Source organism: Streptomyces sp. NBC_00285, assembly GCF_036174265.1.
Classification (GTDB): domain Bacteria; phylum Actinomycetota; class Actinomycetes; order Streptomycetales; family Streptomycetaceae; genus Streptomyces.
This window is the reverse complement of record NZ_CP108055.1, coordinates 3,007,058-3,024,224: the sequence shown is the minus strand read 5'-3', so window position 1 is coordinate 3,024,224 and position 17,167 is coordinate 3,007,058. Positions and strand designations below refer to the sequence as shown.

General features: G+C 69.1%; 15 protein-coding genes and 1 riboswitch. Of the genes, 11 read left to right on the top strand and 4 right to left on the bottom strand.

The annotated features are described in order from the left end of the window. Window positions 1–49: 49 nt before the first annotated feature. A complete protein-coding gene (locus OHT57_RS13945) occupies window positions 50–1,426 on the bottom strand; it encodes a cysteine desulfurase/sulfurtransferase TusA family protein (RefSeq protein ID WP_328746691.1) in 1,377 nt (458 codons plus the stop codon). A gap of 276 nt (window positions 1,427–1,702) precedes the next feature. Here OHT57_RS13945 and ctaC point away from each other — a divergent pair, with 276 nt between their 5' ends. From ctaC to OHT57_RS13925, 4 genes are all read left to right on the top strand, one after another. After that, window positions 1,703–2,662 carry an aa3-type cytochrome oxidase subunit II gene (ctaC, locus tag OHT57_RS13940; protein WP_328746690.1) on the top strand — a complete coding sequence of 320 codons (960 nt, stop codon included), beginning with the start codon at window positions 1,703–1,705 and terminating at the stop codon, window positions 2,660–2,662. Further along, complete coding sequence (gene ctaD / locus OHT57_RS13935) at window positions 2,659–4,401, top strand: aa3-type cytochrome oxidase subunit I (protein WP_328746689.1); 1,743 nt, start codon at window positions 2,659–2,661, stop codon at window positions 4,399–4,401. The genes ctaC and ctaD overlap by 4 nt, the downstream gene beginning before the upstream one ends. Beyond that, window positions 4,398–4,796, top strand: a complete 399-nt coding sequence (locus tag OHT57_RS13930; protein ID WP_328746688.1) for a cytochrome c oxidase subunit 4 — start codon at window positions 4,398–4,400, stop codon at window positions 4,794–4,796. The genes ctaD and OHT57_RS13930 overlap by 4 nt, the downstream gene beginning before the upstream one ends. A gap of 131 nt (window positions 4,797–4,927) precedes the next feature. Next, window positions 4,928–6,190 (top strand): L,D-transpeptidase, encoded by a 1,263-nt coding sequence (locus OHT57_RS13925; protein WP_328746687.1) that lies wholly within the window; start codon window positions 4,928–4,930, stop codon window positions 6,188–6,190. 73 nt (window positions 6,191–6,263) lie between these two features. Here the strand turns inward: OHT57_RS13925 and OHT57_RS13920 are convergent, their stop codons facing one another. Then, a complete protein-coding gene (locus OHT57_RS13920; protein ID WP_328746686.1) occupies window positions 6,264–6,665 on the bottom strand; it encodes a hypothetical protein in 402 nt (133 codons plus the stop codon). 145 nt (window positions 6,666–6,810) lie between these two features. On the opposite strand from OHT57_RS13920, the gene ctaE reads away from it, so the two are divergent. The 7 genes from ctaE (at window position 6,811) to OHT57_RS13885 (ending at window position 16,067) form a co-directional block, all read left to right on the top strand. After that, window positions 6,811–7,431 carry an aa3-type cytochrome oxidase subunit III gene (gene ctaE, locus OHT57_RS13915; RefSeq protein WP_266565888.1) on the top strand — a complete coding sequence of 207 codons (621 nt, stop codon included), beginning with the start codon at window positions 6,811–6,813 and terminating at the stop codon, window positions 7,429–7,431. Between the two features lie 61 nt (window positions 7,432–7,492). Beyond that, a complete protein-coding gene (qcrC, locus tag OHT57_RS13910; RefSeq protein WP_328746685.1) occupies window positions 7,493–8,302 on the top strand; it encodes a cytochrome bc1 complex diheme cytochrome c subunit in 810 nt (269 codons plus the stop codon). Next, window positions 8,299–9,354 carry a cytochrome bc1 complex Rieske iron-sulfur subunit gene (gene qcrA / locus OHT57_RS13905; protein ID WP_328746684.1) on the top strand — a complete coding sequence of 352 codons (1,056 nt, stop codon included), beginning with the start codon at window positions 8,299–8,301 and terminating at the stop codon, window positions 9,352–9,354. The genes qcrC and qcrA overlap by 4 nt, the downstream gene beginning before the upstream one ends. Next, window positions 9,351–10,988, top strand: coding sequence for a cytochrome bc1 complex cytochrome b subunit (gene qcrB / locus OHT57_RS13900; protein ID WP_328746683.1), 1,638 nt, complete (start codon window positions 9,351–9,353; stop codon window positions 10,986–10,988). Before qcrA ends, qcrB begins: the two co-directional genes overlap by 4 nt. A 119-nt stretch (window positions 10,989–11,107) precedes the next feature. After that, entirely contained in the window at window positions 11,108–12,172 is a 1,065-nt protein-coding gene (trpD, locus tag OHT57_RS13895; RefSeq protein ID WP_328746682.1) for an anthranilate phosphoribosyltransferase, read from the top strand. Between the two features lie 72 nt (window positions 12,173–12,244). Beyond that, window positions 12,245–12,361, top strand: a riboswitch (SAM riboswitch). Window positions 12,362–12,483: 122 nt separating this feature from the next. After that, window positions 12,484–13,845, top strand: coding sequence for an aminotransferase class V-fold PLP-dependent enzyme (locus OHT57_RS13890; RefSeq protein WP_328746681.1), 1,362 nt, complete (start codon window positions 12,484–12,486; stop codon window positions 13,843–13,845). Between the two features lie 68 nt (window positions 13,846–13,913). Next, on the top strand, window positions 13,914–16,067 hold the full coding sequence (locus OHT57_RS13885; RefSeq protein WP_328746680.1) for a serine/threonine-protein kinase: 2,154 nt from the start codon (window positions 13,914–13,916) through the stop codon (window positions 16,065–16,067). Here the strand turns inward: OHT57_RS13885 and OHT57_RS13880 are convergent. Beyond that, on the bottom strand, window positions 16,064–16,345 hold the full coding sequence (locus tag OHT57_RS13880) for an Lrp/AsnC family transcriptional regulator (RefSeq protein ID WP_057611794.1): 282 nt from the start codon (window positions 16,343–16,345) through the stop codon (window positions 16,064–16,066). The genes OHT57_RS13885 and OHT57_RS13880 overlap by 4 nt on opposite strands. Then, a complete protein-coding gene (locus OHT57_RS13875; protein WP_328746679.1) occupies window positions 16,342–17,082 on the bottom strand; it encodes a rhomboid family intramembrane serine protease in 741 nt (246 codons plus the stop codon). Before OHT57_RS13875 ends, OHT57_RS13880 begins: the two co-directional genes overlap by 4 nt. Window positions 17,083–17,167: the final 85 nt, after the last annotated feature.

The window sequence follows — 17,167 nt, the reverse complement described above, 5'->3', positions numbered from 1 at the left end:
TGGTGCGGCGCCCGCCGCACCTCGACCCGGCCCCGCGCCCCGGACGGCGTCACCTGAGCCGGCGGACCACGTACGCCGTTCCGCTCTCCTCCGGTTCCTCTCCCACGTACTCCTGCTCCCGCATCTCGCACCAGGCGGGGATGTCGAGGCGTGCGGCCTCGTCGTCGGAGAGGATCCGGACCGTCCCGCCCACCGGGACGTCCCCGATGACCTTCGCCAACTCGATGACCGGGATCGGGCAGCGCTTGCCCAGGGCGTCGACGACCAGGGAGTCCTCGCGGGTGACGGCTGACGGAACCGGCGCGCCCAGCTTCTCCCGGACTCCCGCCACCGCCCCGGGCAGCACCTCCAGGAAACGGTCGACCTCCTCGGAAGCCGTCCCCCACGGCAGGGAAACCCTCACATTTCCCTCACTCAGCACTCCCATCGCTTTGAGCACATGGCTCGGCGTCAGCGTGCTGCTCGTGCAGGACGATCCGGAGGAAACGGAGAAACCCGCCCGGTCCAGCTCGTGCAGCAACGTCTCCCCATCGACATAGAGACACGAGAAGGTGACGATCCCCGGCAGCCGCCGCTCGGGATCCCCGACCACGTCCACGTCCGGGACCAGCCGCGACACCCGTGCCCGGATCCGCGCCGTCAGCTCCCGCAGTCGTACGGCCTCTTGTGCCGCCTCGGCCCGTACCGCCCGCAGTGAGGCCGCCGCCGCGACGATCGCCGGCAGGTTCTCGAACCCCGGCGCCCGCCCCGACTCCCGCTCGTCGGCGGGCCCGGACGCCGCGAACCGCACACCCTTGCGTACGGCGAGCAGGCCCACCCCCGACGGCCCGCCCCACTTGTGGGCACTCGCCGTCAGCACCGACCAGTCACCCCCGACCGGTCCCCACCCCAGCGACTGCGCCGCGTCCACCAGCAACGGCACCCCCGCCTCCCGGCACAACCCGGCCACCTCCGCCACCGGCTGCACGGTGCCCACCTCGTGGTTGGCCGACTGGAGACACGCCAGTGCGGTGTCCTGCCGGAGCTCGGCCGCGTAGGCCGACGGGGCCGCCGCTCCCGCCCGGCTGACGGCCACTCGGGTGACGGTTCCGCCGTCCGCCTCGTGGGATTCCGCGGCCTGGAGCACGGAGGAGTGTTCAACAGCTGACACGATCAGGTGACGTCCGACGCGACGGCGACCGGCCAGCACCCCGGCGATCCCGCTGTGCACGGCCCGCGTCCCGGACGGCGTGAACACCAGCTCGTCCGGCCGGCACCCCACCGACTCCGCGGCGGCCTCCCGGGCGGCGTCGAGCAGCATCCGGGCCCGCCGCCCCTCCCGGTACAGCCGCGCGGGATCGGCCCAGCCGTCGTCCAGGGCGGCCAGCAGGGCCTGACGTGCGACGGGATGGAGCGGAGCGGCGGAAGCGGCATCGAAGTAGGACACACGGCAACGCTAAGCGGCCCGGAGCCGTGCGGGGCCACGCGCGGGCGACCACCTGGCCCACGCAGTCGCAAACACGCCCGAACCCCCCACCCGTTGGGCGCTTTCGAGTGACCGCCCGCGCGTATGCCACCCTCCCCGCGAACCCCCGAAGAGCGTCGGCTAGGGTTTGGTCCGCATAAACATCCAAACCCCTGCCCGACGCAGGGCGGCGACCGACCCCCGATGAAGGCAGGCCGCAGCCAACACGCGCGGGCGAGACTCTCGGGAAGGCGCTACGTGAGTCCCAACGGCTCCGACCGCTCGCCGCGGCGCCCGATGCGGCGGAAGCTGCTGCAGGCAATGACCGCGGGCCTGGTCCTGGCGACCGCCACCGGTTGCACATACAAGGACTTCCCCCGCCTTGGTATGCCCACCCCGACCACGGAAGAGGCTCCGCGAATCCTCTCCCTGTGGCAGGGATCCTGGGCAGCCGCGCTGGCCACCGGCGTGCTGGTGTGGGGCCTGATCCTGTGGAGCACGATCTACCACCGGCGCAGCCGCACCAAGGTCGAAGTTCCTCCGCAAACCCGGTACAACATGCCCATCGAGGCGCTGTACACGGTCGTTCCGCTCGTCATCGTCTCGGTCCTGTTCTACTTCACGGCCCGTGACGAGTCGAAGATCCTCAGCCTCAAGAAGAACCCCGACGTCACCGTCAACGTCGTCGGCTACCAATGGAGCTGGGCCTTCAACTACATCGAGCCCGTCGCGGGCTCCACGGGCGACGCGAAGACCGACAAGAACCTGGACGCGATTCCGACCCGGTTCAAGAACGCATTCCCGGCGAACGCCGGCGGCGTCTACGACTTCGGGACGCCCGCGACGAAGAACCCGCAGACCGGCAACCCCGGCCCGACCCTCTGGCTCCCCAAGGGCAAGACGGTCCGCTTCGTCCTCACCTCGCGTGACGTCATCCACTCCTTCTGGGTGGTGCCGTTCCTGATGAAGATGGACGTCATCCCGGGCCACACCAACTCCTTCGAGGTGACTCCGAACAAGGAGGGCACCTTCATGGGCAAGTGCGCCGAGCTCTGCGGCGTCGACCACTCCCGGATGCTGTTCAACGTGAAGGTCGTCTCCCCCGAGCGCTACGAGCAGCACCTCAAGGACCTCGCGAAGAAGGGGCAGACCGGTTACGTTCCCGCGGGCATCGAGCAGACCGCCCACGAGAAGGACCGGGAGACGACGAACCTGTGAGCATCCTCAACGAACCCCAGGGTGCCGCCGAAGCAGGGTCCCACTACGCGGACGAACTGCCGGTCCGGCGCCAGAACCGCGGCAGCGTGGTCATCAAGTGGCTCACCACCACTGACCACAAGACGATCGGCACGATGTACCTGGCCACGTCGTTCGCGTTCTTCCTCATCGGTGGCGTGATGGCGCTCTTCATGCGCGCCGAGCTGGCCCGGCCGGGTCTGCAGATCATGTCGAGCGAGCAGTTCAACCAGGCGTTCACGATGCACGGCACGATCATGCTGCTGATGTTCGCGACGCCGCTGTTCGCCGGTTTCACCAACTGGATCATGCCGCTGCAGATCGGCGCGCCCGACGTGGCGTTCCCGCGGCTGAACATGTTCGCCTACTGGCTCTACCTGTTCGGCTCGACGATCGCGGTCGGCGGCTTCCTCACCCCCTCGGGCGCGGCCGACTTCGGCTGGTTCGCCTACTCCCCGCTCTCCGACGCCGTCCGCTCCCCGGGCATCGGTGCGGACCTGTGGATCATGGGTCTGGCCTTCTCCGGCTTCGGCACGATCCTCGGTGCGGTCAACTTCATCACCACGATCATCTGCATGCGCGCGCCCGGCATGACCATGTTCCGCATGCCGATCTTCGTGTGGAACGTGCTGCTGACCGCGGTGCTGGTCCTGCTCGCCTTCCCCGTTCTCGCCGCCGCGCTCTTCGCGCTGGAGGCGGATCGGAAATTCGGGGCACATGTCTTCGATGCCGCCAACGGCGGAGCGTTGCTGTGGCAACACCTCTTCTGGTTCTTCGGCCATCCAGAGGTGTACATCATCGCCCTGCCGTTCTTCGGCATCATCTCCGAGGTCATCCCCGTCTTCTCCCGCAAGCCGATGTTCGGCTACATGGGTCTGATCGCGGCGACCATCGCGATCGCGGGTCTGTCCGTGACGGTGTGGGCGCACCACATGTACGTCACCGGCGGTGTGCTGCTCCCGTTCTTCTCCTTCATGACGTTCCTCATCGCCGTACCGACGGGCGTGAAGTTCTTCAACTGGATCGGAACGATGTGGAAGGGGTCACTGAGTTTCGAGACCCCGATGCTCTGGGCCACCGGCTTCCTGATCACCTTCACCTTCGGTGGTCTGACCGGTGTCATCCTGGCCTCGCCGCCGCTGGACTTCCACGTCTCGGACTCGTACTTCGTGGTGGCGCACTTCCACTACGTCGTCTTCGGCACCGTCGTCTTCGCGATGTTCTCCGGCTTCCACTTCTGGTGGCCGAAGTTCACCGGCAAGATGCTCGACGAGCGCCTCGGCAAGATCACGTTCTGGACGCTGTTCATCGGCTTCCACGGCACCTTCCTGGTCCAGCACTGGCTGGGCGCCGAGGGCATGCCCCGTCGTTACGCCGACTACCTGGCGGCCGACGGGTTCACGGCCCTGAACACGATCTCGACGATCAGCTCGTTCGTGCTCGGCCTGTCGATCCTGCCGTTCCTCTACAACGTGTGGAAGACGGCCAAGTACGGCAAGCCGGTCGGCGTCGACGACCCGTGGGGTTACGGCCGCTCGCTCGAGTGGGCGACCTCCTGCCCGCCGCCGCGGCACAACTTCCTCACCCTGCCGCGGATCCGCAGCGAGTCCCCGGCGTTCGACCTCCACCACCCGGAGATCGCCGCTCTCGACCAGCTCGAGAACGCCGGTCACGGTGAGAAGGCTCTGGCCGGCGACGGCGGCAAGGAGGCCGGCAAGTGAAGATCCAAGGACGGATGTTCTTCTGGCTGAGCATCTTCATCCTCGCCATGGCGATCGTCTATGGCGTGTGGTCGAAGGAGCCGGCCGGTACCACCGCGCTCTTCCTGGCCTTCGGCCTGTCCATCATGATCGGCTTCTACCTGGGCTTCACGGCCCGACGGGTGGACGCCGGCGCGCAGGACAACAAGGAGGCCGATGTCGCGGACGACGCCGGCGAGGTCGGGTTCTTCAGCCCGCACAGCTGGCAGCCGCTCGCTCTCGGCTTCGGCGGCGCCCTCGCCTTCCTGTCGGTCGCGATCGGCTGGTGGCTGCTGTACTTCTCGGTGCCGGTGCTCCTGATCGGCCTGTACGGCTGGGTCTTCGAGTACTACCGCGGTGAGAACCGCACGCAGTAGCACGAATCGAGCCCAAAAGGAGCCCGGACACTCCGTCAGGAGCGTCCGGGCTCCTGCTTTTGCCGCAATCAGGGTCCCTCGTACGAGTCACCCGGCGTGCCGGAGTTGACGGCGCTCCCTAGCGTGAAGTCATGAACCAGGCACCGCGTACCCGCATCGTCGTCAGCTGCACCCTGCTGGTGATCGCCCTAGGCGTCAGCGCAACCGCCTGCGGGTCCGACGGGAACCCGCTGGCGGAGGCGCCGTACGACGCGGCGGACCAGATCGCCTTCAGCGCGCCCACGGGCAACGGGAAGAAGGCCGACCCGGACAAGCCCCTGGAGGTCACCGCCGACGACGGCGACGGGCGCCTCACCGACGTCACGGCCGCGGACGCCACAGGGCGCCATGTGGCGGGCGAACTCTCCGCCGACGGCACCCGGTGGCGCAGCACCTCCCCGCTGGCCGCGAACGCCCACTACACGGTCCGGGTGAGCACCGAGGACGACGACGGGGCGCCGGGCCGCAAGGTCCTCGACTTCGACACCAGCAGGCCCGTGGGCAAGAAGCGCCTGACGGTCACCTTCGGCCCCAAGTCGGGCTCGTACGGCGTGGGCCAGCCCATCACCGCGGCACTGGACAATCCCGTCAAGGACAAGGCGCAGCGGGCCGTCATCGAGCGCGCCCTCAGGGTCGACTCCACGCCCGCCGTACCGGGCGCCTGGTACTGGGTGGGCGACAAGGAACTCCACTACCGCCCCAAGGAGTACTGGCCCGGCCACGCCACGATCCAGGTCCGCAGCGACCTGGAGGGCGTCAAGATCGGCGACCGGCTCTGGGGCGGAAAGGCCAAGCCCCTCAAGCTGACCACCGGTGACCGCATCATCGCCGTGACGGACGCCTCGTCACACTCGATGAAGGTCTACAAGAACGGCGCGGTCATCAACGAACTCCCGGTCACCACCGGCAAGCCCGGCTTCGAGACCCGCAACGGCGTCAAGGTCGTGCTGGGCAAGGAGTACTTCGTACGTATGCGCGGTACCAGCATCGGCATCGCCGAGGGTTCCTCGGACTCGTACGACCTCCCGGTCTACTACGCGACCCGCGTCACCTGGAGCGGCGAGTACGTGCACGCCGCCCCCTGGTCCACCGGTTCCCAGGGCTACGAGAACGTCAGCCACGGCTGCACCGGCATGAGTACCTCGAACGCCGAGTGGTTCTTCGACACCGTTCACGAGGGCGATGTGGTGAAGGTCATCAACTCGAACGGCGACACGATGGAGACCTTCGGCAACGGCTTCGGGGACTGGAACCTGGACTGGAAGAAGTGGCGCACGGGCAGCGCCCTCCTGAAGGGCACCCCGGACGCCCCGAGTGCCGACCAGACGGCAAGGCTGCGACCGACGGCGGTGTGACCTGCCCGCGCGCGGGGGGCGTAACCAGCCGCAGACGGCCCGCAGCCGCCCGAACGCGGAAGTCCCCGTGTCCTTAAGCGCTCAGAGCCTTCCGGTCCCGCAGCAGGGAAGCCAGCGCCGCCGCGAACTCCACCGGATCCACCGGGTGGGTCACCGCGGCCTCCGCCCGGCTCCACGTCGCCAGCCACGCGTCCTGCGGCCGCCCGATCAGCAGGAGCACCGGCGGGCAGTCGAACACCTCGTCCTTGATCTGCCGGCAGATCCCCATGCCGCCCATCGGCACGGCCTCACCGTCGAGGACACAGACGTCGATCCCGCCCTTGTCCAGCTCCTTCAGCACCGCCGCGGGCGTGGCGCACTCCAGGAACTCGATCAACGGAACGTCGGGAGCCGGTCGCCGGCCGGCGGCGAGCCGTACCTGCTCGCGGGTGTTGGAATCGTCGCTGTAGACCAGCACCGTGGCGGTCGGCTGCATTGTTCCTCCGTGACGTCAGCGTCGTAAGGACAGGCCCGTTGGCCCGGATGCTACTCCCTTGAACACCACGTCAACACCGGTATGGAGCAGGGAGACACTCCGAACGGCACCCCCCGGAGTGAGGGCGGGATAAGCGACCGACATAATGTCGGTCGTGGCGACAGCAACGACAGTAGAAACCGGGCACGCGCACCCGTCGGTCAACCGGCCGAACCTCACCAGCGTCGGAACCATCATCTGGCTGAGTTCCGAGCTGATGTTCTTCGCGGCCCTCTTCGCGATGTACTTCACCCTGCGATCGGTGACGGGTCCCGACCACTGGAAGGAAATGGCGTCCAGCCTGAACTTCCCGTTCTCGGCGACGAACACCACGATCCTGGTGCTCTCCTCCCTCACCTGCCAGCTCGGCGTCTTCGCTGCCGAGCGCGGTGACGTGAAGAAGCTCCGGGGGTGGTTCATCATCACCTTCATCATGGGCGCGATCTTCATCGGCGGTCAGATCTTCGAGTACACGGAGCTGGTGAAGAAGGACGGGCTCTCGCTCTCCTCCGATCCGTACGGCTCGGTGTTCTACCTGACCACCGGCTTCCACGGCATGCATGTGACGGGAGGCCTGATCGCGTTCCTGTTCGTCCTCGGGCGTACCTACGCGGCCAAGAGGTTCACCCACGAACAGGCGACCGCGGCCATCGTCGTGTCCTACTACTGGCACTTCGTCGACGTCGTCTGGATCGGCCTCTTCGCCACGATCTACATGATCAAGTAGCCGGGCCCGCTCCCAGACATCGCAAGCATCGACGCAGAAGATCCTGACACCGGGGTAATCCGTGAAAAAGCTCTCCGCACGACGACGCCACCCGCTGGCTGCGCTCGTCGTCCTACTCCTCGCGCTGGCATGCACCGGGGGGCTGTACGCCGTGTTCGCACCCGCGAGCAAGGCGCAGGCAGATGAAACCGCCCAGTCCCTGGCCATCGACGAGGGCAAGAAGCTCTTCGCCGTAGGCTGCGCCAGCTGCCACGGCGCCGGAGGTCAGGGCAGCTCCGACGGCCCGAGCCTCGTGGGCGTCGGCGCGGCGGCCGTCGACTTCCAGGTCGGCACCGGCCGTATGCCGGCCCAGCAGCCGGGCGCGCAGATTCCGCGCAAGAAGGTCATCTACTCGCAGGCCGAGATCGACCAGCTGGCGGCGTACATCTCGTCGCTCGGCGCGGGTCCGACGGTCCCGACCGCGGCGCAGTACGGCCCTGACGGCGCCGACATCGCCAAGGGTGGCGAGCTGTTCCGTGACAACTGCACGCAGTGCCACAACTTCACCGGCAAGGGTGGTGCGCTGACGCACGGCAAGTACGCGCCGAGCCTTGACGGCGTCGACCCGAAGCACATCTACGAGGCCATGCAGACCGGCCCGCAGAACATGCCGTCGTTCCCCGACACCACACTGTCGGAGCAGAACAAGAAGGACATCATCGCGTACCTGAACGCGGTCAACGGCGACGACACCGTGAGCCCCGGCGGTCTTGAGCTGGGCGGTCTCGGCCCGGTCTCCGAAGGCCTGTTCGGCTGGATCTTCGGCCTCGGCGCGCTGATCGCGGTCGCCATCTGGGTCGCCGCTCGGACCGCAAAGGCCAAGAAGTCATGAGTAGCCAAGACATTCCAGAAGAGAACCTGCCCGCTGAGCAGGACGCGCACGGCGCGGTAGGCGTCGCGGACGACAAGAACCCGTTCGCCGACCCCGGACTGCCGCCCCACGAGCACCGGGTGCAGGACATCGACGAGGCGGCCGCCAGGCGGTCCGAGCGCACGGTGGCCATGCTCTTCACGGTCTCGATGCTCGCCACGGTCGGGTTCATCGCCTCCTACGTGGGCATCCCGCACGACAAGTCGATCTTCGTCTTCCCGATCGGGCACATCAACGCGCTGAACTTCGCGCTGGGCCTGACCCTCGGTCTCGCCCTGTTCTCGATCGGCGCGGGCGCGGTCCACTGGGCCCGCACCCTGATGTCCGACGAGGAGGTCGCCGACGAGCGTCACCCGATCGAGGCGTCCCCCGAGGTCCGCGCGAAGGTCCACGCGGACTTCAAGCAGGGCGCCAAGGAGTCGGCACTCGGCCGCCGCAAGCTGATCCGCAACACGATGTTCGGAGCGCTGGCCCTGTTCCCGCTCTCCGGCGTCATGCTGCTGCGCGACCTCGGCCCGCTGCCCGGCACCAAGCTCCGCCACACCCTGTGGTCCAAGGGCAAGCTGCTGGTCAACGTGAACACCGACCAGCCGCTGCGTGCCTCCGACATCGCGGTCGGCTCGCTGACCTTCGCCAGGCCCGAGGGCCTGGAGGAGCACGACGAGGACTTCCAGACCGAGATCGCCAAGGCCGCCCTGATGATCGTCCGCATCCAGCCGGACAACATCAAGGACAAGCGCGAGCTCGAGTGGTCGCACGAGGGAATCGTCGCGTACTCGAAGATCTGCACCCACGTCGGTTGCCCGATCTCCCTGTACGAGCAGCAGACGCACCACGTGCTCTGCCCTTGCCACCAGTCCACCTTCGACCTCTCCGACGGCGCCCGGGTGATCTTCGGTCCCGCCGGTCACGCCCTGCCGCAGCTGCGGATCGGCGTGAACGAAGAGGGCTACCTTCAAGCGCTCGGCGACTTCGAGGAGCCCGTCGGCCCTGCATTCTGGGAGCGCGGATGAGCACTACGAACTCCACCGACTCGCGCTCGCGCGAGAAGGCCCCGGCCGGCGAGCGTGTCGCCGACTGGGCCGACGGACGGCTCGGGATCTACTCCCTTGCCAAGTCCAACATGCGCAAGATCTTCCCCGACCACTGGTCGTTCATGCTGGGCGAGATCTGCATGTACAGCTTCATCATCATCATCCTCACGGGTGTGTATCTGACGCTGTTCTTCCACCCGTCGATGAACGAGGTGGTGTACCACGGCAGCTACCCCCCGCTGCAGGGGCAGCTGATGTCCGAGGCGTTCAACTCGACCATGCACATCTCCTTCGATGTGCGCGGTGGTCTGCTGATCCGGCAGATCCACCACTGGGCGGCGCTGATCTTCCTCGCCGGCATGTTCGTGCACATGATGCGTGTGTTCTTCACGGGCGCGTTCCGCAAGCCGCGTGAGGTCAACTGGCTGTTCGGCTTCCTGCTGTTCGTCCTGGGCATGTTCACCGGCTTCACCGGTTACTCGCTCCCGGACGACCTGCTCTCCGGCACCGGTGTCCGCTTCATGGAGGGCGCGGTCCTGTCCGTGCCGATCGTCGGCACGTACCTGTCGTTCTTCCTGTTCGGCGGAGAGTTCCCGGGCGGCGACTTCGTGGCCCGCTTCTACTCGATCCACGTCCTGCTGCTGCCGGGCATCATGCTCGGCCTGATGGTGGCGCACCTGATCCTGGTCTTCTACCACAAGCACACGCAGTTCGCGGGCCCCGGCAAGACCAACAACAACGTGGTCGGCATGCCCCTGCTGCCGGTCTACATGGCCAAGGCCGGAGGCTTCTTCTTCCTGGTCTTCGGTGTCATCGCGGTCATCGCGGCGATCGCCTCCATCAACCCGATCTGGGCGATGGGCCCCTACCGTCCCGACCAGGTGTCCACGGGCGCCCAGCCGGACTGGTACATGGGCTTCTCCGAGGGCCTGATCCGTGTCATGCCGGGCTGGGAGATCAACTTCTGGGGTCACACGCTCGTCCTGGGCGTGTTCATCCCGCTGGTCATCTTCCCGCTGGTCCTGGTCGCGATCGCGGTCTACCCGTTCATCGAGTCCTGGGTCACCGGCGACAAGAGCGAGCACCACATCCTGGACCGCCCGCGCAACGCCCCGACCCGTACGGCGTTCGGTGTCGCGTGGATCACCTGGTACCTGGTGCTGCTGATCGGTGGTGGAAACGACCTCTGGGCCACCCACTTCCACCTGTCGATCAACGCCATCACCTGGTTCGTCCGGGTCGCGTTCTTCGTCGCCCCGGTCCTCGCGTTCATCGCCACCAAGCGGATCTGTCTCGGCCTCCAGCGCCGCGACAAGGACAAGGTGCTGCACGGCCGCGAGTCCGGCATCATCAAGCGCCTGCCGCACGGTGAGTTCGTCGAGGTCCACGAGCCGCTCAGCCAGGAGCAGCTGCACACGCTCACGGCGCACGAGCAGTACCGCCCGGCCGAGATCGGCCCGACGACCGACGAGAACGGTGTCGAGCGCAAGGTCAAGGGCTCCGAGAAGCTGCGCGCCAAGCTCAGCGAGTCGTACTACGGCGAGGAGTCCCAGATCCCCAAGCCCACCGTCGAGGAGTACAAGGAGATCACGAGCGGCCACGGCCACCACTGATCGCTGCGCTCGCCACGCGCGGTAGAAGGGCCCCGTCCGAACACCGGACGGGGCCCTTCGCCGTGCACCGGGCTGGATAGGGTGGGGGCAGACTTCTCTACGACATCTGGAGCGGCCCCATGAGCGCTGTGACCCCCGCTGGAGGCGACACCGCGGCGGGCCGTTCCTGGCCCGCCCTGCTCAACGGCCTGCTGGACGGCCGTGACCTGTCCGCCGACGACACCGCCTGGGCGATGGACCTGATCATGCGCGGTGAGGCGACGGACGCGCAGATCGCCGGTTTCGCGGTGGCGCTGCGGGCCAAGGGCGAGACCGTCGAGGAGATCACCGGGCTCGTCCGCACGATGTACGAGCACGCGAACGTGATCGAGGTGCCGGGACGGACCGTCGACATCGTCGGCACGGGCGGCGACGGCGCGAAGACGGTGAACATCTCCACGATGTCGTCGATCGTCATCGCCGGCACGGGCGCGAAGGTCGTCAAGCACGGCAACCGGGCCGCATCCTCCGCGTCCGGCGCCTCGGACGTCCTGGAGAAGCTCGGCGTCAATCTGGAGCTGACGCCGAAGCGGGTGGCCGAGGTGGCCGAGGAGGCCGGGATCACCTTCTGCTTCGCGGTCAAGTTCCATCCGGCACTGCGTCATGTGGCCGCCGCGCGAGGGCAGTTGGGGATCCGGACCACCTTCAACGCACTCGGCCCGCTGACCAACCCGGCGAGGGTGAAGGCTCAGGCCGTGGGAGTCGCCGACCCCCGTCTGGCGCCGCTCATCGCCGGGGTCCTGGCCGAGCGGGGCAACTCCTCCCTCGTCTTCCGCGGCGACGACGGGTTCGACGAGCTGACCACGACGTCCACGTCCCGGGTGTGGATCGTCCGCGACGGCAAGGTCACCGAGGAGAGCTTCGACCCCAGGGACGTCGGCATCGAGCTGGTCCCGGTGGAGGCGCTGCGGGGTGCGGACCCCTCCTACAACGCCGACGTGGCGCTGCGCCTGCTGGACGGCGAGACGGGGCCCGTACGGGACGCCGTACTGCTGAACGCGGCGGCCGGGCTGGTGGCCCTGGACCCCGGCCCCGGGACGCTCGCCGAGCAGTTGCGGGCCGGGATGGACAGGGCCGCGGAGTCGATCGACTCGGGCGCGGCGAAGCGGACGCTGGAGCGCTGGGTGGCCGCGAGCAACGCATAGCAGGGCATCGCGGTCCCGTAGTTCGGACACCGGTTGCGGGACCGCGATCACTTCCCGTACGTTTCTGTACCAGGTCATGAGTGACAGTCATGAGGCCCCGGCCGACTGTCCGGCAACCCTCCGTCCGTGGCGGGGTGCCCCGGGTGAAGACCAGGCCGTAGGCAGTGAGGTCTACGGCAAGCGCGGGCCCCTCTCGACACCAGGGGTCCTGGTCGTTCGAGGGAGTCTTCCGTGAGCAATCGAATGCGATAGGGCCGCCGAGCCCCGCCTCCGCGCACCCATCTCACCTTTCTCTTTCACGGGAGTTCCCCATGTCTGTCTCCACCGCTGCCCCCGTCCAGACCATTTGTGCCCAGTTGCCCGTTCTGGGCAGGGATGTCACCGTGCCGCTCGTCACCGGCGGCGAGGTCACCTACGCGGCGCTGGACTACGCGGCCAGCGCACCGGCCCTCCAGCGGGTCTGGGACGACGTGGCGGCGTACGCGCCCTACTACGGCAGCGTGCACCGCGGTGCCGGCTACCTCTCCCAGCTGTCGACCGACCTCTTCGAGAACGCCCGCAGGACCGTCGCCGAGTTCCTCGACTGCCGTGACGACGACCAGCTGGTCTTCACCCGGTCCACCACCGACTCGCTCAACCTCCTCGCCGCCGCTCTCCCCGCCGACTGCCAGGTCTTCGTCTTCGAGACCGAGCACCACGCGAGCCTGCTGCCCTGGCAGGACGCCCGGGTCAGCTACCTCGACGCCCCGCGCACCCCGCGACAGGCCGTCGAGACCCTGGAGAGGGCCCTCGCCGTCCGTGACCCCCAGGGCCCGGCCCTGGTCTGCGTCACCGGCGCCTCCAACGTCACCGGCGAGCTGTGGCCGGTCCGCGAGCTGGCCGCCGCCGCCCACGCGCACGGCGCCCGGATCGTCCTCGACGCCGCCCAGCTGGCCCCGCACCACCCGGTCTCCGTGCAGGACCTCGACGTCGACTGGATCGCGTTCTCCGGCCACAAGCTGTACGCCCCCTTCGGCTCCGGCGTCCTCGCGGGCCGGGCCGACTGGCTGCGGGCCGCCGATCCCTACCTCGCCGGCGGCGGCGCCAGCCGCAAGGTCACCCGGCGCGAGGACGGGGGAGTGGACGTCGAGTGGCACGACACGGCCGCCCGCCACGAGGCCGGTTCCCCCAACGTCATCGGCGCCTACTCCATCGCGTCGGCCTGCAAGGCGCTCACGGAAGCCGGCTTCGACAGCCTGGTGGCCCGCGAGCAGTACCTGATCTCCAGGGTTCGTGAAGGACTGGCAGAGGTCCCCGAGGTCCGTGTCCTGTCCCTCTTCGGCGACGACGCCCCCCGCGTCGGCGTGATCTCCTTCGTCGTCGAGGGCTGGAACAGCTCCCACTTCGCCGCCGCCCTGTCCGCCGAGTACGGCATCGGCGTCCGCGACGGCCTCTTCTGCGCCCACCCCCTCCTGCGCACCCTCCTGGGCAGCGACCCGCAGGCCCAGGGCGAGTGCGGGGCCCCCGAGGCCGCGCCCGGCGAGAAGTCCCTCAACGCGATCCGGGTGAGCTTCGGCGCGGGCACGCCGGACGAGCACGTCGAGCGGTTCGTGCAGGCTGTGAAGGAACTGGTCGCGGACGGTGCGAAGTGGACGTACCGCACCGAGGACGGCCGCTGCGTCCCCGCCGTCTGACGTACGGACGGCGGGCGCGCGTATACGCTCCCCCTCGGCAGCCGTACGAAATGCAGGGGGAGCACGGGGTGCAGGAGCTGCGCGAGACGGACCCGCGGACCATCGGGCCCTACGGGGTCCTGGGCAGACTCGGGTCCGGCGGCATGGGCGAGGTGTATCTCGCCGAGGCGCGGGGCGGGCTGCGGCTGGCCGTGAAGGTCGTACGGGCCGAGCACGCCGAGGACCGCACCTTCCGCGCCCGGTTCCGGCACGAGGTGCGGGCCGCGCAGACCGTCGGCGGGGCGGGCACGTACACCGCGCGGGTCGTGGACGCGGACACCGAGGCCGCGCGACCGTGGATGGCGACCGAGTTCGTGGCCGGGCCCAACCTGCGCGACGCGGTGCTCGACCGGGGGCCGCTGCCCGCGGACGCGGTACGGCTGCTGGCCGCCGCGCTCGCCGAGGCCCTCGCCGCGATCCACGGCAAGGGACTGGTGCACCGGGACCTCAAACCCTCCAACATCCTGCTCTCGCCGGACGGGCCCCGGGTCATCGACTTCGGGATCGTGCGGGCGCTGGAAGGGACCGCGCTCACCCGGACCGGCGTGGTCGTCGGGTCGGTCGGCTATCTCTCGCCCGAGCAGATCCGCAACGGCGCCCAGGTGGTGCCGGCCAGTGACGTCTTCTCCCTGGGCGCGGTCCTCGCGTACGCGTCCGGCGGGAAGGAACCGTTCGGCGAGGGGCAGGATTCGGTCGTTCTGCTGCGGATCCTGACCGGGGACGTCGATCTGTCCGCCGTACCGGAGGAACAGCTGCCGCTGGTGGAGGCGTGTCTGCGGGACGACCCCGGCGCGCGGCCGACGACCGCGGAGCTGGTCGCGGCCGCGGGGCACACCCCGGGCTCGCTGCGCGAGCAACTGCGGGCGGGGTGGTACGCCCCCGGTGCCGTGAAGGAACCCGAGGCCGCTCAGGGCGGTGCGCGCTGGGTTCCCGCGCACGACTCGGGAGAACGGGAGAGCCGGGTCGAGTACGTGGCGCCCGCGACCGTCGCGCACGTCCCTCCGGTCACCCACGTCTCGCCGACGCCCGCCCCGCCGTCCCGGCGCCGGCTGCTGCGGGCCGTGGCGGGCGGTGCCGGGGTCGTGACGGCCGGCGGCGTGGGCGGCTGGCTGTGGCTGCGGGACCCGTCGGACTCCGTCAAGGGCGGGGCGGGGGCGCCCGGTACGGGGTCCAAGGCGCCCACGTCCGCGACGGGCTGGCAGTACAAGGTCCAGGGGCTCGGCGGGCGGCGCGGCCCCTGCGCCGCGATCTCGCCGGACGGCACGCGGGTGTACGTCGGTGGCGCGGACCGCTCGCTGCACGCGCTGGACCTGGACGGGCGGACCGTCTGGCACACCGCGCTGGGCACCGAGACCATGTCTCCGCTCGCCACCGCCCAGGGCGTGTACTGCCTGCTGGAGGACGACCAGGAGGGCGCCTCCAAGCTGTGCGCGCTCGGCAGGGGCGGCAAGGTCCGCTGGACCAGGGCGTTCGCCTCGAACAGTCAGTTCCTGGTCACCGAGGGGCAACTGATCCTGGTGTCCTACGGCAACGGTTCGGACGCGGGCGGGGTGCGGGCCTACGCCCCCGACGGCAGCGTGCGCTGGTCCACGCCGACCGGACCGGCGCCCACCGGTGAGCCCCTGGTGGCGGACGGCGTGGTGTACGTCGGCACCTTCGGGGACCAGGTGCAGGCGCTGGACGCGAAGAGCGGCAGGCGGCTGTGGGCCACCAAGGCCGGCGCCGACCCCGGGCGGCCCGCGCTGGTCGGCGGCACACTGCTGGTCGGATCGGGCGGCGAGCAGATGCTGCACGGCCTCAGCCGCGCGGGCAAGCCGCTCTGGGACTCGACCAACAACAAGGTGTACGGGGGCCGCTACCTCACCTGCGTGCCCTTCGCCGGCCTGGGCGTCACCGCGTCCGACTTCGAACTCGTGGCCCTGGACCCCGCCGACGGGTCGACGGCGTGGTCCTTCCAGTTCACCGATGAGGGAAGCCAGTACAGCAACCCGACGGTCGTCGGCGACACCGTCTACGTGCGCCGCGGCTCGACGCTCTACGGGGTCGACCGCAAGGGTCGGCAGATGTGGCAGAAGCGCGTCGAGGGCGGGGCGTCCGTCGGGACCCAGAGCCCGGTCGTCCGGGGCGGCCGCGTGTACGTCGCCACCGCCGACGGCATCACCGTGCTCACGCTCGACTCCTAGCCGTCGAGGCCGATCGCGAACGCGGCTTCCAGGTCGTGCTGGGAGTACGTGCGGAACGCCACGTGGGTGTCCGTGCCCTCCACGCCGGGGATCTTGCTGATGCTGCCCGGGATGACCTCGGCGAGGTCCTCGTGCTGCTTCACCCGGACCATGGCGATCAGGTCGTAGGTGCCCGTGACGGAGAAGACCTCACTCACGGATTCCAGTGCGGCGATCCGCTCCGCGATCTCGGGGATCCGGTCCACGCTGGTCTTGATGAGGACGATCGCGGTGATCACGGTGTGTTCTCTCCCTCGGGGGCCGTTGCTGGGGCGGCCTTCACTCTAGTCGTACGGCCGAATCGCACCCAGGCGAAGACCAGGCCCAGGCCGAAGCCCACCAGGTGGGCCAGATAGGCCACCCCCGGCCCCTCGCTCGCCCGGCCCGCCGCCAGCCACTGCAGGGACGCCCAGAAGGGGAGGACGACCCAGGCGGGGAAGCGCAGCGGGAGGAAGAAGAGGAAGGGCAGGAGACTGGTCACCCGGGCCCCGGGGAACAGGTACAGCACCGCTCCGAGGACCGCGGAGATCGCCCCGGAGGCCCCGACCAGGGACTGCTCGGAGCCGGCGTTGGCAGCTGCGTAGCCCACCAGTGCGAGGTAGCCGCAGCCGACGTAGAAGAGGAGGAACTGCATGCGGCCCAGGCGTTCCTCGGTCATCACCCCGAAGACGTACAGGAAGAGCATGTTGCCCAGCAGATGCACCCAGCTGCCGTGGATGAACAGGGCGGTGGCCGGGGTGAGGGCGGCGCCGGGGGAGCCCTGGAAGAGCTCGGCGGGGACCACGCCCCAGCGGTGGAAATAGGCCTGCTGGGCGGCCAGGAGCGAGTCTCCGGTGCCGTACGACGGGTTGAGGCCCGAGGCGGGGCCGGCCAGGAAGATGAGGCAGCACAGGGCGATCAGGCCGTAGGTGACCGGTGCCGGCCCCCACAGCGACCCGCGTGGTCCACCGACCGTCACTCTCCGGTTGCTGATCATGAACACAGAGCATGACGTAACGGGACGCAACCGAACAGACCGCCTCGCCGCCGTGGACGCCCGAGCGGCGAGTACCCGCCAGGCC

What these genes read in the sequence shown, in the direction of transcription:
- OHT57_RS13925 (WP_328746687.1), top strand. Translation starts at nt 4,928, where the DNA reads ATGAACCAGGCACCGCGTACCCGCATCGTCGTCAGCTGCACCCTGCTG.
- OHT57_RS13920 (WP_328746686.1), bottom strand. Translation starts at nt 6,665, where the DNA reads ATGCAGCCGACCGCCACGGTGCTGGTCTACAGCGACGATTCCAACACC.
- ctaE (WP_266565888.1), top strand. Translation starts at nt 6,811, where the DNA reads ATGTCGGTCGTGGCGACAGCAACGACAGTAGAAACCGGGCACGCGCAC.
- qcrA (WP_328746684.1), top strand. Translation starts at nt 8,299, where the DNA reads ATGAGTAGCCAAGACATTCCAGAAGAGAACCTGCCCGCTGAGCAGGAC.
- qcrB (WP_328746683.1), top strand. Translation starts at nt 9,351, where the DNA reads ATGAGCACTACGAACTCCACCGACTCGCGCTCGCGCGAGAAGGCCCCG.
- trpD (WP_328746682.1), top strand. Translation starts at nt 11,108, where the DNA reads ATGAGCGCTGTGACCCCCGCTGGAGGCGACACCGCGGCGGGCCGTTCC.
- OHT57_RS13890 (WP_328746681.1), top strand. Translation starts at nt 12,484, where the DNA reads ATGTCTGTCTCCACCGCTGCCCCCGTCCAGACCATTTGTGCCCAGTTG.
- OHT57_RS13875 (WP_328746679.1), bottom strand. Translation starts at nt 17,082, where the DNA reads ATGATCAGCAACCGGAGAGTGACGGTCGGTGGACCACGCGGGTCGCTG.